We start from the raw sequence: 13,484 nt of genomic DNA, 5'->3' as shown, positions 1-13,484 counted from the left end.
ACGCGCTCACACACCACGGGAGAAGGTCCGCGCACTGCCGTCCTCGACCGTCTCGTAGGCGGTCATGGCGTCCACGACGCTGCCGCGCATCGCGCGCAACCCCTCGGTCAACGAGGCGAACGCCTTCACCGCGCCCTCGGAACCGGGCACGTAGTCCTTGGCGAACTCCTGCCCGGACTCGTCCGCGCCCCAACACGCCCCGGCCGCCGCGAGCGCCTGGGACAGGGCGGTGCCCGCGGCCTCCAACTGGTCGGCGGCGTCGGCGAGGGTCGTCGCGGACTGCTTGGCGACGTCCGGTTCGATGCTGAAGCCGGCCATCAGTACCCACCTCGCAACCACGAGGCCGGCGGGTCCTCGTCCTCGGTCGCCGGTCGCGCGGGACGCGGCGGCGGCTGCGGTGCCGGGGGCCGCTCGGCGAGGGCGCTGCGGTCCTCGAAGGACCCCTCGTCGGCCTCGACCGGCGGTTCGGGCTGCTCGAAGCGGGGCAGCAGGGCGGACAGCGAGGGCGCGCCGTCCACCAGGTCGGCCAGGTCCGGGAGGTCGGCGGTCAGCGGCGACATCAACTCCGCGACCTGCTGCTTGACCTGCGCCGCACCTTCCCGCGCCAGCTGCACGACCGACCGCGCCAAGGCTTCCGGAGTGGACCGCTCGAACGCGGACGGCGTGATCTCCAGGGCGGAGAGCACACCGGAGGAGTCCACAGTGGCCCGCACGAGCCCGTCACGTGAGGTCAGCGTCGCCGTGGTCTGCGTGGCGGCACTTTGCGCCTCACGCAGCATCTCGGTCTGCCGGTGGAACGTGTCGAGCAGGCTGTGCACCTGCTCCTTCATGGCGGCGTTGCGCGCCTCAAGACGCGCTCGTTCGTCGCCCGACATGGCCAGCCCCCCTGGTTTCGTCGGTGTGGGCACAGACCTTATAGGCGCACCGCCCCGCGCGCTCACGGTTCCCCCAACTTCCCGCCACAGTCGTGGAACGACACCCCGCCGACCTGGGGGTTGACCGGCAGGGTCCCCGGCGCCGGACTTGGGACGAACGGGCACTTCACGACCCCGAAACACCTCGCCCGCCGGACCACGGCGGGCGAGGTGTTCACCGGGCTACTGCATCCGGTGCCAGAACACCGTGGCGTCCGGGCCGTAGAGCGCCAGGTTGGTGTCGGTCTGCACGACCAACCGCTGCGCTGCGGAGTTGTAGGTGTGCGTCTGCCACACGGGTTGGCGCTGCGCGGTGTACACCACGAAGTTGCCGTCGGCCTGGAGCGTGGCGAACGTCGCCCCGGTGCCGTAGGTGGCGGTGTGCCACAACACGGTGCCCGCCGCGTTGTACAGGACAAGGTTGCCGTCGGGCTGCATGGTCAACCGGGTCCGGCCGTCGGGCGAGTACTTCGACTGGTCCGCCCGCAACTCCTCGCCGCGCACCAGCCGGTCACCGCCGGCCGGGAGCGACGCGGGCGCCCGGAGCGTCCACTGCTGGCTCGGCACCGCCTGGCACTGGACGGTGGTGGCGTTCTCGGTGGTGGTCGCCCTCAGACACAGGCTGTTCCAGGTCGACACGATGTTCCGGTTGGCGCGGATCTGCCACTTCTGCTGGCTGGAGCCGTTGCACGTGCGCAACCCCACGACACCGGAGGTCTGGGACCCGGCGGCGTCCAGGCACTTGTCGAACACCCGCAACGACCCGTCCGGCGCGGCCGTGATGTTCTGCCGCGAGCCGGTGGCGAGGTAGGTGGGCGCGACGCAGGCGGCGTTGCGCAGGGGGGCGCCTTCCTCCGTCCGTCCACCGGTCACGTCGAGGCACTGCGAGCCCTCACCGACCAGGTTGCCGAAGCCGGCGAACCGGATGGGCAGGATGGGGTCGTAGATGTTCCCGACCGGGCACCCACCGGTCGTCACCGCGGTGCCGGCGGCGATCGTGCGCCAGTTCAGGCACTTGTTGTTCCACGGCGACTTCACACCGAAGGTCTCCGTCCACTTCTGCTGGTCGGACCCGTCGCACGTCCACAGGCGGACGCGTCGGTCGACCTGGTCGACGGCGGCGCCGGCCGCGTCGAGGCACTTGCCCATCACCCGCAGGGTGCCGTCCGTGGCCTTGGTGAACCGCTGCTTGGCGTCGTCGGTCGTGGCGCAGTCGGCGTACCGGATGGCCGCGCCGTCCTCGGTGCGGCCATCGGCAACTTCCATGCAGTAGCCGTGCTGCACGATCGCACCGAAACGGGCGCGGTCGGGCGAGACGGTCTCGCGGATCCAGCCGGCGATGTCGTCCACCCGGGTGGCGGTGCTGCCCTGCCGGACGTCGGCGGCGGCGCCGAGGCAGCCGTGCTGCCACGACGTGCCGGCGATCCCGACGACCTGCGGGCTGCCGTCGACGTCACGCAGCACCGGACCGCCGGCGTCGCCCTTGCACAGGTCCCGGCCGTCGACACCGGCGAGGGCCAGGGTCGTCGTGGACGAGGCGGTGACCGTGAAGGTCGCGGCGCTCGGCCGGTCGGACACCCATTCGGTCGCCGTCCGGCCGAAACCGGCCGCGCGCACCGACCCGCCGGTCGCGACCGCGACGTCGCTCAGCGGTAGCGCACCGGTCACATTCCTGGAGAGTTCGGCGAGCATGACATCGCGGTCCTCGCGGCGCACCAAGCCGACGACGTCCGCCACCGCGGAGTCCACGACCACCTTCGCCGGTGTGACGGGCTCACCCCCGAAGGGGTTGCCGGGGAAGCAGTTCGCGGCGGTCAGGACCCACCGGTAGCCGACCACCACGCCCGAACACGCCTTGCCCTCCAGGCTCACCTTGACCACCTGCGGGAGTTGGCCGTTCGGCACGACGGTCCCCCCGGACACCGCCGACGCCGGCACGGTGCCCAGCACGGCGCCGGCGAGGACCACGCTCGCAGCGGTCAAGCGGGCAACGCTCGTCCTCGATCTCACGGCTTGACCTCCAACCGCAGCAACGTGTCCGGCGATCCGCCCGGCACACCGATGCCGACCTGCTGGGACTCGTTGGGCTTGATGTCCACGGTCCGCTGCTCGCCGGATTCGGAACGGACCACGGCGGTGCCCTTGTGGCCCGCGGTCGAGCCGAAACCGTCGCCGCGGATCTCGAACACGTCGGGCACCAGCAGCGTCAGGTAGCCGCTGGACGCGGTGACCTTGAAGCAGATCAGCCCGTCCTCGTCCGGTCCGATCGACAGGTCGGTCGACCGGACCTCCATGAGCCCGATGCCGTTGACCGGCTGCTGGGCGCACGGCACGTAGAGGATGTGCCCGTCGCCGGAGATCAGCTTGACGTTGTCCTCCGCGAGGATCCGGTCCGCGTTCGGGTACGCGAAGTCCTCGACGAGCGGTTGCTGTTCGTCGGACGTCGTGGACTGCTGGGCCTGGGCGACCACGATGCCGCCGACCGCCACGGCGGCGACCACGAGCGCGGCGGTGAGCGCGCGCGACAACGATTTCATCTTCCTCCCCCTCTTCCTTCCGTTCCGCTGCAACGAACCCACCGCCGCGCGGGCGCGCGACGGTGGTTGGCGCTACCGGGTAGGCAAGGCAGGAGTCGGCAAGTGGCGGTCTTCGCCGCCGTGTGCCACAGCCCCCACGATCAAGACGCGCGGACCCCTCCGCGCGTGCCCCCCGCCGGTCGCGGACCACGTCCGGACCGACCGGGGAGGCACGTTACCGGCGACCCGTCTCGACGCCGTAGCGAGAAAGCGGGAGGGCCAGATCACAAAATCCGCGCCCACGTCCTGTAACGCCCCGACCCCACGGCATTCGCCCGCCGAGGGTGCTGTCCGGTGAGCTGTCGACGCGGTCGAGCAGGGCGCCTTCGCGGTGGCGTCGTCGTTCGACGGCCGATCGGGCGTTGCGTGAGGATCGTTCTGGCGCACTCTTCCGGGCACCGGCTAAGGTCCGGTCGGCCCGTGGATCGCTCCCGGGTTCGGCCACGTTTGTGTGACCCAGGGGGGATCATGCGCTCGTCAGCCCGCCGATTGCGGCGTGCACTGGGATTTGCAATAGCACTCACCACGACCGCCGGCTTGCTGGTCGCACCGCAGGCCGTCGCGGAGGAGGTCGATCGCGGCAACGAGCGCGCCAGGGTGGTGAGCCTGTGGCGCCTGGGCGGTCCGGCCGTGCGGGAGGCCGCCGCGGCGGCCCTCGTCGGGTCCGCCGCCGACATCTCGGCCTTCCTCGACGGCGGCGTGGCGGGCCCGGCCAAGGCCGACGAGCGGACCCGGGTCGCCGAGATCCGCGACACCGGTGGTCTCGTGGTCAAGGAGGCCGCGCAGCGGGCGTTGGACGCGGGCACGGCGGAGGCGGTCACCGCGTTCCTGGAGAGCGGCTGGGTCACCCCGCACTCCGTGGACCTCCGCGTCCGGGTCAACCAGTTGATGGCCAGTGGCGGACCGGAGCTGCGGGCCGCGGCGCAGACCGCGCTGGACAACGGCACCGACGAGGCGCTCAGCACGTTCCTGACCGACGGATGGCGAGCCCCGCACACCCTGGACCTGCGGCTGCGGGTCAACCAGGTGGTGGCCGTGGCCGGGCCGCGCACCCGCGAGCTCGGTCAGCGCGCGCTCGACGCCGGCACGATCGAGGCGTTCCAGCAGTTCCTCGACGTGGACTGGGCCATCGGTCAAGCACGTGACCAGGAGACCGCCACCGTCGCGGAGCTGGCCGGCGTGGCCAAGGTCGCGAGTGGGATCGCCGCGCAGGAGACGCAGAGCGCCAAGGACGCCGCCGACCGCGCGGTCACCGAGGCCGCGCTCGCGAAGGCGGCGGCGCAGAAGGCGGCGGACGCCACCGAGAGCGCGCGGGGCAACGCCGCCGAGGCGGCCAAGGCCGCGGCCGAGGCGGCGGACGCGGCCGAGCGGGGAGCGGTGGCCGCACAGGACGCCGTCGGCGCGGCGAACGCCGCGAGCTCGGCGGCGTGGATCGCCGCGAACGCCGCGTCGCGTGCGGCGACCGCGGCCTCGATGGCCGGACAGGCCGCGTCGCGGGCCTACTCCGCGGCGGCTGCGGCGGTCGACGACGCGAGCCGGGCGTCCGACGCCCGCACGGCCGCGCAGTTCGCGCGCAGTGTCGCCGACGGCGCCGAGGAGGCGGCGGCGGCAGCGTCGGCCGCCGGTGACGCGGCGCGCAACGCCGACGCGGCGGCGCAGGCCGCGAGCAGCGCGGGCGCCAATTCGGCGGCGGCTGCCGAGGCCGCGGCCGAGGCGGCCGACCACGCCACCGCGGCGGGCGCGGACGGCGCCACCGCGCGCAACGCCGCAGCGCACGCCCGAGCGATGGCCGACCGGGCCACTCGGGCCGCCAACGCGGCGCACGCGTTCGCCGTTGTCGCGGCCAACGCGGCCGACCGCGCGCGTGACGCCGCACGCCGGGCCGCGCAGGACGCGTTGACCGCCGCGGCAGCCGCGGACGACGCGGCGGAGCACGCGGGGAACGCGGCGAACGCCGCGGAGCAGGCGGCCAGGCACGCGGAGGCCGCGACCGCCGCCGCGACCACCGCGTTGGAAGCCGCGACCCAGGCCCGTGAGATCTTCGGCGCCGCGCGCACGGCCGACAGCGAGCGCCTGGCCGTGCAGGCGGACAAGGTCCGGGTCTCCGCGATGCGCGCCAAGGAAGGCGTGAAGAAGGTCGAAGCCGCCCAGGCGTGGGACGCCGAACAGGCCGCCGCCCGCGACGCCGAGACCAACCGCCTGATCGCCGAGGCCACCGCGGCCGGCGCCGACCCGGCCCTCGTCGTGTCGCACGGCCGCAAGATCGCGTTGCGGCTGGCCGACTCGCGCGGCCCGTGGTCGAAGGCCGCGGCCGACGCGGCGCTGATCGCCTCCGACGCCGAGGTGACCGCCTACGTCCGGACGGGCATCGAGACCGCCGCCGCGCGGGACGACCGGATCACCCTCGCGGCCGTGGCCGAGCGGGGCAGCCAGGCGCTGCGCGACGCGGCGAACGCGGCGCTGGCGGGCTCCGACGCCGACGTGCGCCGGTTCCTGCGGGAGCAGGACTACCCGGGCCGCGACACCGAGGACCGGGTCAAGGTCAACAACATCCTCAACACGGCGCGTGAGCAGGGGCGCACCGCCACGGCGTCGGCCGCGCAGCGGGCACTGGACGCGGGCACCGGCGCCGCGTACCGGGACTTCCTCAATCGGATCCGGTTCAACACCGCCGTGGTGGACGACCGGGTCAAGGTCAACCAGATCATCGCCGCGCCGGACAGCGGCCCGGCGACCAAGGCGATGGCGCAGGCCGCCCTGGACGGCCCGCCCGCGGTGGTCCACGACTACCTGGAAGTGGGCCGGTACACGGCGCTGCGGCAGGACGCCGACTCGGCCACCCACATCGCCGAGGTGTCCGGCTACCTCGCCCAGGCCGCGAGCGCCGCGGCCACCGCCGTGCAGAACTCCTTCGAAGCCCGGGCCGCCGCGGCCGTGGCACGCGGGGCGGCCGAGGAAGCCTCGGGGTACGCGCAGCAGGCGCGGGACTTCGCCGGCGAGGCGGCGGGTCACGCGCAGTCGGCCCGCGAGTCCGCCGCGTCGGCGGAACGGTCGGCCCAGCAGGCCGCGGACTCGGCGCGCACGGCCGCGTCCGCCGCCGCGTCGGCGCAGTCCTCGGCCCGCGCGGCGTCCAGGTCGGCGGTGTACGCGCAGGCGTCGGCCGACCAGGCGGCGGGCTTCGCGCAGGACGCCTACCACTCGGCCAAGCGCGCCTACGCCGCCAAGATCGACGCCGGCGAGGACGCGCGGGCCGCGCAGGTGGCGGCGGAGGCGGCGTTCGAGGCCGCCATCGGCAAGATCGACGACGCCATCGCGTTGCAGAGGCTGCGCCAGGGCGAGTACTGCCAGAACAGGTACAGCGGCGACGCCGACAAGCGCGCCGAGTGCATCCGCATGATCACCGCGACCGCGGAGGAACGCACGGAACGCGCCTTCGTCAACGGCGCGCTGTGCGACAACCTCTACGGGCACGTCCGGGAGAGCCCGCTCTACCAGAACTGCACGGCGGAGGTGCTCAGCCCGGACTTCGCGTCGAAGGTCCAGCTGGACGCGGCGAACGTGCTCCTCGACGTCCTCGGAGTCATCGTCCGGACGGCCCTGGTCGCCGAGACGCTGCTGATCGCCACGGTCGCCGTCGGGGCGTGCATCGCGTCGGTGGTCTGCAACGGCATCATGCTGTCGCTCGCGCCGGAGGGCATGGCTTTCTTCCACGCCTGGACGGCCGCCGCGTACGCGGGCGGCACGTCGGCCGCCATCGGCCTCCGACTGGCCGGGGTCATGGAATGGCTGACCACCCGGACGCACCTGGTGCGCCAGTCCACGGCCGGCAAGGTCATCTCTCTCGCGGAGCTGGCCGAGGCCGAGCGCCGCGTGTGGCTGGGTATCGACCCCGCGACGGGGAACAGGTTCGATGTCAACGAGTACAACATCGCGGTGTGGCTGGAAAACAACCTCGGCGTGCACTTGACCCGGGTGCCGGTCGTGCACCACGGCAAGACCACGCCGCCGACCCCGGACTGGATCGACACGAACGGGAAGACCTACGACGCGCTCACCATCGCAGGCTCCTACTTCGACACCGCGTGGCCCAACTTCCAGAACGCGAAGATCCCGTCGCACCTGGCGAAAGCGGACTACGTGCCCATCTACGCGATCAACCTCTCGCCGCAACAACTGGCGGTCATGGAGCAGTACGTCAAGACCCTCGGGCCTCGCGTTTTCATCATCATCCCGTAAGGACGTTGCGATGTCAGCGAGCTTCTTCCTCAACCGTCCGGGTGATCACCCGGACGAGACCTTCAGCTGGGATGCGACCAGCGGGGCGGCCTCGTGGGTGATCTACTTCATCGCGGATCGCGTGCGGGACCAGGAGGTCGCGGCCTTCCTGCGGGAAACCCCCACTTTGATCTTCGCGCTGGCCAAGTTCGACGATGAGCAGGCAGCCGACATCGTGCGGATCATCCGGGAGGACATGCTCCCGGCCGCCGAAGCCGTTTCCGCGGCGCACCCGGACAACTACCTCGCCCTGTTCGTCCGTGATCTTGTGGAGGGGACGATCCGGTGGAGCGACGGCAAGGACTTCTGGGTTCGGCGTGCGGCTCGGCAGGACGGGGATGCTGGGGAATGAGCAGACGGACGCTGCTGGTCGCGACGGGTGAGGTGCCACCGAGGGGGTGAGGTCGGGTCGTCCGGCGGCACGGTGGCGGCTGCGTGCGTTCCTGCTCCCCGCGGAGCCTCGGGTCGTCAGCGGGGGCCGGCGGCGCGGTGGAGGCGGTTGGCCAGGGCCAGGCCCAGGCCTTGTTCTGGGGGGAGGGACGCGATGATGAGGTCGCAGCCCAGTTCGTCCAGTTCGCGCAGGTATCCGTAAAGGCCGCGTGCGTAAGCGGTTGGGGAAGACGGGACCGTCACGACGGCGTGCGCCTTTACCTGTGTGTCGGAGAGGGAGGGCGGGAGGAAGACGCCTACCTGGTGGCCCTCCTCCTGTGCGCGTTGTGCTTCGGCGGGGATCTCGTCGGGCTCGACCAGGACGACCCGGGCGCGGGGCGCGTAGTGCGAAGGGTGTTGTCCTGGCACCCGGACACGGGTTGTCGTGCCGACGGTGATCGGGCGGCCCAGTACCGCTTCGAGGTCCTCGCGGGTCACGCCGCCGGGGCGCAGGATCGTGGGGGTTTCGCCTGTGGCGTCGACGATGGTGGACTCGACGCCGACGTCGCAGGGGCCGCCGTCGAGCACGAAGTCGACGGCGTCTCCCAAGTCCGCGCGGACGTGGGCGGCTGTGGTGGGGCTGACCGAGCCGAAGCGGTTGGCGGAGGGGGCCGCGATCGCGCCGCCGAAGGCGGACAGGAGGGCCAGGGCGACGGGGTGGGCGGGGACGCGCACGGCGACCGTCTCCAGGCCGCCGGTTGCGGCTAGGGGGACCCGCGGGCCGCGTCGCAGGACCAGGGTGAGTGGGCCGGGCCAGCAGTGCTCGGCGAGCAGGCGCGCGGTTTCCGGCACGTCGGCTACCCAGTCGTCCAGCTGCTCGGCCGCGCCGATGTGGACGATCAACGGGTGGTTGGGCGGTCGGCCCTTGGCCTCGAAGACGCGGGCGACCGCGGCGGGGTCCTCGGCGTTGGCGCCCAGTCCGTAGACGGTCTCGGTCGGGAGCGCCACCAGGCCACCGGCGCGCAGCACCTCGGCCGCCTTCTCGATGTCGCTGGTCGTCGCCGTCACCCTCGGCCTCTCGTCGTTCGCTCGATACGGGCTGGTGGACGACCCAGGATACGGCCGGCGGGCAGACCGGCCGGCGGGTGCCCGTGGTGCCGAGTGGGAGCCGTGTCAATCATTCGCGAATATGTGGGCAAAGAAACCGGACAGTCGACTTGTCGAGTTACACGAAACAGGTCGATTCACTCGATCGTGCTCAGCCAGACCGTGGTGTTCGGCAGCGCCGGCTACATGGCCGTGTACGCCATCGGGGGTGTGTCCCTGATGGTCGTGCTCGGGGACAAGGGACTGAACCTCGGCCGGCTGCTCTACGAGACCCTGCCCGTGATCGAACGGGTCGGCTCGATCCTCGCCTCCTCGCACCCCCGGCCACCCGGGGCCGCACGGTGATCGGGGACGCCGTCCGGAGCGATGAAGGATTTGCCGACGGATGACACCAAGAATGGTCGCAGCACATGTTTGCCCTTGGGTCATTGTTTTCGTTGATGGCGTCATCCATGTGGAGGCGTGTCCGCACCGCGCCGAGGCGAGCGGCACGCCCTGGGCGCGTGGCCTGCTGGCCCGCGCCAGCGTCCTGACCACCGAGGACGCCGAGCCGCACCACCGGGAAGCCGTCGACCGCCTGGGCCGCACCCCGCTGACCCCCGACCTCGCCCGCGCCCACCTCCTCCACGGCGAGTGGCTGCGCCGCCGCCGCAGACGGGCCGAGGCGACGACCAGTCTGCGCACCGCCCACGAGCTGTTCACCGGCATGGGCGCCACCGCGTTCGCCCGCCGCGCCGAACAGGAGCTGCGCGCCGCCGGCGGCAGCCCCCGCACCGAACAGACCGCCGGCGGCAGCCCCCGCACCGCCGCCGCCCGTCCCGGGACCGCTGCCCGTCCCGAGACCGCCGAGCTGACCCCGCAGGAGGCGCGGATCGCGGCCCTGGTCGCCGACGGCGCCACCAACCAGGAGATCGCGACCACGCTGTTCCTCAGCGTCAGCACCGTCGAGTACCACCTGCGCAAGGTCTTCCGGAAGCTCGACGTGACCTCGCGCCGCCAGATCCGCCTGGTGCTGCGCTAGGCGAACCGCTTCACGAACTCCAACGTCGTCTGCGCCACGTCGCGCCACCCGTGGTCGATGGTCAGCGAGTGGCCCCGGCCCGGCAGCTCCACGATCTCCGTCACGCCCGGGTTGTCCTTCTGCTGCTTGAAGGACGCGTTGGCGATCGCCCACGGCACGGTGTTGTCCTTCTCGCCGCTGACGATCAGCAACGGGCCGCGCTCGGGGTTGTCGGTGTCGACCTTGACCTCCGTCCACGGGTTGAGGTTCGCGAACGCCGCCTGGAACAGCGGCGCGCCCGGCGTGGGCACGGCGAACTCCTCGAACAACGCCCGCGCCTCCTCCTCCGGCACCGCGTTGGCGAAGGAGAACCGGAACTGCTCGTAGGTCAACGGCACCGCCCGGCCCCGGTTGGCGGGGTTGCCCAACACCGGCAACGCCGCCCGCAACGACGACACCGGCAGCGGCAGCACACCCCGGAACGGCGCGGGATCGATGGCCACCGACGCCGCCGACACCCCGCGCCCGGCGAGGATCTGCGTCAACAGCCCGCCGAACGAGTGCCCGACCACCGCGGGCTTGCGGGTCAACCCGCCGATCACCTCCTGCACGTGGTCCGCGACCTCGCCGACGGTGTGCCCGGCCAACGTCTCGGGGTGCGCGTTGGCCTCCGCGACCGTCTCGGGGTCCCCCGGCCAGTCCGGCACGACCGCCGCGTACCCGGCGTCCTCGAACACCCCCACCCACCGCGCCCAACTGCCGGGCAACAACCACAACCCGTGGATGAACACCACCGGCACCCGCCCACTGCCGTTGGCCCGCTCGACCTGCTCCGCCTCGTGCCCGCTGACCGCCATCGCCGATCCCTTCGGAAAGTGCCTGTGACGAGGCGAAACCTACGGACGCCCGACGCGGCGCGAATCCCCGAAACACCCCAGTGGCGAACCGCGGAGACCGAGCCCCCGCGCCACGCCTCCCGGGCGTGACGCGGGGGAACCGGAACTCAGCCCGCGGGCAGCAGGCTCTTCATCTCGTCGATCTCGGCCTGCTGGCCGTCGACGATCCGCTGGGCCAGTTCCTTGGCCTCCGCGTTGCGACCCTGCTGCAACTCGGTGTTCGACATGTCGATCGCACCCTGGTGGTGCTTGATCATCATCACCAGGAACAGCGTGTCGAACTCGGCGTCCTTGGCGTGCTTGAGCTTTTCCAGCTCCGCCGAGTCCGTGCCGTGGCCGGCGTCGCCGTGGTCCATGCCCGGCATCCCGGTCGTGGCGGGCACTTCGGCACCCCAGTTCTTCAGCCACCCGGTCATGATTTTGATCTCCGGGTCCTGGGCTTTCTCGATCCGCGCGGCGAGGTCGAGGACCTTGGGGTTGGACGTGCGGCCTTCGACGAGCTTGGCCATGTCGAGCGCGCCGATGTGGTGGGGGATCATGCCGCGGGCGAAGGTGACGTCCGCGTCGTTGCGATCGCCGGACTGCGTGGCGGCGGCGCTGGTCGTGCTCTGCATCGTGCTCATGTCGTGGCCGCTACCGGTTTCGGAGCCGCAGCCGGCGAGCACGAGTCCGGTGGTCAGGACGGCAAGCGCCGCCCCGACCAGGTTCTTCCTGGTCATGGTGTCCTCTGTGAATGGTGTCCGACAAGGTCGTGTCCGTTGTGGACAGACCCTCACAACCTCAGGACGCAGAGGCTCGCCAGCAGTGCCGGTGCACCGCGTGGTCTTAAGGGAGGTGCGCGCAGCCTCGCCACCCGCGCGGCGAAGGTGTGGACGTTCGTCGAGTTCGCCAAGCTGTTTGCCGCGAGCAAGGTCAGTGCCAGCACCAAAGCGGCGGACAGGATCGCCAGGCACAGGTGCAGCAGGTCGTGCCCACCGTCCTGTGTGGGCGCGTGCTCGGACGTCCCGGCGTGCGGGCAGCAGTCGTCGACCGCGACCGCGGCACTCGCCGCCGCGTGGCCGCCGGGTTGCTGCGTGCTCAGGTGGTGCATCCCGACCAGCGCGAGCGCGACGGCCCACACGAGGACCCACCGCAGAGCTCGCGCACGGCTGAACACGCCGCCAGGATACACACCCCCTGGGGGTATCGGTGCCGGGGGTCCCCGACCGCGCGCCAATTCCGTGATTGTTTTTCGGGCTAAGCATTCTTGTGGCACTACTCCGCTCGGCCGCAGCGGGCTCACCTGCTAAACGTATTCGCGTTATTTTTAGCAATCGACAATGCCGTCCGAAACTTTTTCGTCGCACCTTGACCGAACGGAGATCGTCCTCCAGAGTTTGGAGAATGCGACCGGCACCCGCGCCAGTGGCATCCCTGTCCGTGTGTCCGCCTCCGGTACCGGGATTGTCCACGCCGACCTGACAAGTGTCCGCACAAAGGCCCGCTCGGCGCACGCGGTCGTGTGAATGTTGCCCGCGGTTCGCACCCACCTCAGCGAAGAGGAGCACGGACATGGTCGGATCTGGCCATCACCCGCCCACCGCCGTTCGACGATCCCGAGGGCGTCGCGTGGCCGGTGTCACCGCTGCCGTCGCCATGCTGCTCGGCGGGATGGTGGCGGCCTTCAGCGCGGCGCCCGCGTCCGCGGCGACCGTCGACACGACCGCCTGGTACGTGCTGATCAACCGCAACAGCGGCAAGGCGCTGGACGTCTACAACCTCGCCACGAACGACGGCGCCCGCATCACCCAGTGGACCCGCAACGACGGCAACCAGCAGCAGTGGCAGTTCGTCGACTCCGGCGGCGGCTACTACCGGGTCAAGTCGCGGCTGTCGGGCAAGGTCCTCGACGTGTCCGGCGCCTCCACGGCCGACGGCGCCGCCATCATCCAGTGGTCCGACCACGGCGGCAACAACCAGCAGTTCCGGCTCGCCGACTCCGACGGCGGCTACGTGCGGCTGATCAACCGCAACAGCAACAAGGCCGTCGAGGTGCAGGGCGCGGCGACCAACGACGGCGGCAACGTCGTGCAGTACAGCGACTGGGGTGGCGCCAACCAGCAGTGGCAGCTCGTCCGCGTCGGCGGCGGCACCACCACGACGACCACCTCGCAGGGCGGCGGGTGCTCGCTGCCGTCGACCTACCGCTGGACGTCGACGGGTGTGCTGGCCAACCCGAGGTCGGGTTGGGTGTCGCTCAAGGACTTCACCACCGTCATGCACAACGGCAAGCACCTGGTCTACGGGACCACGCACGACTTCGGCGACAGCTGGGGTTCGATGAACTTCGGGTTGTTCACCAACTGGT

The 13,484-nt window shown here is 71.6% G+C and carries 13 protein-coding genes; 5 read left to right on the top strand and 8 right to left on the bottom strand.

Translation table 11 applies throughout. The annotated features are described in order from the left end of the window. Positions 1-6: 6 nt before the first annotated feature. The 4 genes from WBN91_RS00065 to WBN91_RS00050 form a co-directional block, all read right to left on the bottom strand. The gene (locus WBN91_RS00065) at positions 7-318 is read right to left on the bottom strand and encodes a WXG100 family type VII secretion target (protein WP_337721773.1); all 312 of its coding nucleotides are present in this window, start codon (positions 316-318) and stop codon (positions 7-9) included. Further along, positions 318-875: a YbaB/EbfC family nucleoid-associated protein gene (locus tag WBN91_RS00060; protein WP_337721772.1), complete on the bottom strand. Its 558-nt coding sequence runs from the start codon at positions 873-875 to the stop codon at positions 318-320. The genes WBN91_RS00065 and WBN91_RS00060 overlap by 1 nt, the downstream gene beginning before the upstream one ends. Before the next feature lie 222 nt (positions 876-1,097). Next, positions 1,098-2,897, bottom strand: a complete 1,800-nt coding sequence (locus tag WBN91_RS00055; RefSeq protein ID WP_337721771.1) for a ricin-type beta-trefoil lectin domain protein — start codon at positions 2,895-2,897, stop codon at positions 1,098-1,100. 23 nt (positions 2,898-2,920) lie between these two features. Continuing rightward, positions 2,921-3,451, bottom strand: a complete 531-nt coding sequence (locus tag WBN91_RS00050) for a hypothetical protein (RefSeq protein WP_337721770.1) — start codon at positions 3,449-3,451, stop codon at positions 2,921-2,923. 576 nt (positions 3,452-4,027) lie between these two features. Between WBN91_RS00050 and WBN91_RS00045 the strand changes: the two genes are divergently transcribed. After that, positions 4,028-7,726 (top strand): hypothetical protein, encoded by a 3,699-nt coding sequence (locus tag WBN91_RS00045; RefSeq protein ID WP_337721769.1) that lies wholly within the window; start codon positions 4,028-4,030, stop codon positions 7,724-7,726. A 10-nt stretch (positions 7,727-7,736) separates the two neighbouring features. After that, the gene (locus WBN91_RS00040; RefSeq protein WP_337721768.1) at positions 7,737-8,117 is read left to right on the top strand and encodes a hypothetical protein; all 381 of its coding nucleotides are present in this window, start codon (positions 7,737-7,739) and stop codon (positions 8,115-8,117) included. Positions 8,118-8,233: 116 nt separating this feature from the next. Here WBN91_RS00040 and WBN91_RS00035 read toward each other — a convergent pair whose 3' ends face one another. Then, on the bottom strand, positions 8,234-9,202 hold the full coding sequence (locus WBN91_RS00035; RefSeq protein ID WP_337721767.1) for an L-threonylcarbamoyladenylate synthase: 969 nt from the start codon (positions 9,200-9,202) through the stop codon (positions 8,234-8,236). Between the two features lie 186 nt (positions 9,203-9,388). Between WBN91_RS00035 and WBN91_RS00030 the strand changes: the two genes are divergently transcribed. Both WBN91_RS00030 and WBN91_RS00025 read left to right on the top strand, forming a co-directional pair. Continuing rightward, the gene (locus WBN91_RS00030) at positions 9,389-9,586 is read left to right on the top strand and encodes a hypothetical protein (RefSeq protein WP_337721766.1); all 198 of its coding nucleotides are present in this window, start codon (positions 9,389-9,391) and stop codon (positions 9,584-9,586) included. Positions 9,587-9,695: 109 nt separating this feature from the next. Beyond that, complete coding sequence (locus WBN91_RS00025; protein ID WP_337721765.1) at positions 9,696-10,262, top strand: helix-turn-helix transcriptional regulator; 567 nt, start codon at positions 9,696-9,698, stop codon at positions 10,260-10,262. On the opposite strand, the gene WBN91_RS00020 is transcribed toward WBN91_RS00025, so the two are convergent. The 3 genes from WBN91_RS00020 to WBN91_RS00010 form a co-directional block, all read right to left on the bottom strand. Further along, entirely contained in the window at positions 10,259-11,098 is an 840-nt protein-coding gene (locus tag WBN91_RS00020; protein ID WP_337721764.1) for an alpha/beta hydrolase, read from the bottom strand. The genes WBN91_RS00025 and WBN91_RS00020 overlap by 4 nt on opposite strands. Before the next feature lie 146 nt (positions 11,099-11,244). Continuing rightward, positions 11,245-11,856, bottom strand: coding sequence for a DUF305 domain-containing protein (locus WBN91_RS00015; protein ID WP_337721763.1), 612 nt, complete (start codon positions 11,854-11,856; stop codon positions 11,245-11,247). A 53-nt stretch (positions 11,857-11,909) separates the two neighbouring features. Beyond that, positions 11,910-12,293: a hypothetical protein gene (locus WBN91_RS00010; protein WP_337721762.1), complete on the bottom strand. Its 384-nt coding sequence runs from the start codon at positions 12,291-12,293 to the stop codon at positions 11,910-11,912. A gap of 395 nt (positions 12,294-12,688) precedes the next feature. Here WBN91_RS00010 and WBN91_RS00005 point away from each other — a divergent pair. After that, the coding region (locus tag WBN91_RS00005; protein ID WP_443217632.1) for a non-reducing end alpha-L-arabinofuranosidase family hydrolase at positions 12,689-13,484 on the top strand (796 nt) is incomplete at its 3' end.

The sequence above is a fragment of the Saccharothrix sp. CCNWYY140 genome, from assembly GCF_037401995.1.
In the GTDB taxonomy this organism is placed as follows: Bacteria; Actinomycetota; Actinomycetes; order Mycobacteriales; family Pseudonocardiaceae; genus Actinosynnema.
This window is presented reverse-complemented; position numbering and strand designations above follow the sequence as displayed.

Coding starts and splice junctions, on each gene's coding strand:
- WBN91_RS00060 (WP_337721772.1), bottom strand. CDS start 875: ATGTCGGGCGACGAACGAGCGCGTCTTGAGGCGCGCAACGCCGCCATG.
- WBN91_RS00020 (WP_337721764.1), bottom strand. CDS start 11,098: ATGGCGGTCAGCGGGCACGAGGCGGAGCAGGTCGAGCGGGCCAACGGC.
- WBN91_RS00065 (WP_337721773.1), bottom strand. CDS start 318: ATGGCCGGCTTCAGCATCGAACCGGACGTCGCCAAGCAGTCCGCGACG.
- WBN91_RS00040 (WP_337721768.1), top strand. CDS start 7,737: ATGTCAGCGAGCTTCTTCCTCAACCGTCCGGGTGATCACCCGGACGAG.
- WBN91_RS00015 (WP_337721763.1), bottom strand. CDS start 11,856: ATGACCAGGAAGAACCTGGTCGGGGCGGCGCTTGCCGTCCTGACCACC.
- WBN91_RS00050 (WP_337721770.1), bottom strand. CDS start 3,451: ATGAAATCGTTGTCGCGCGCGCTCACCGCCGCGCTCGTGGTCGCCGCC.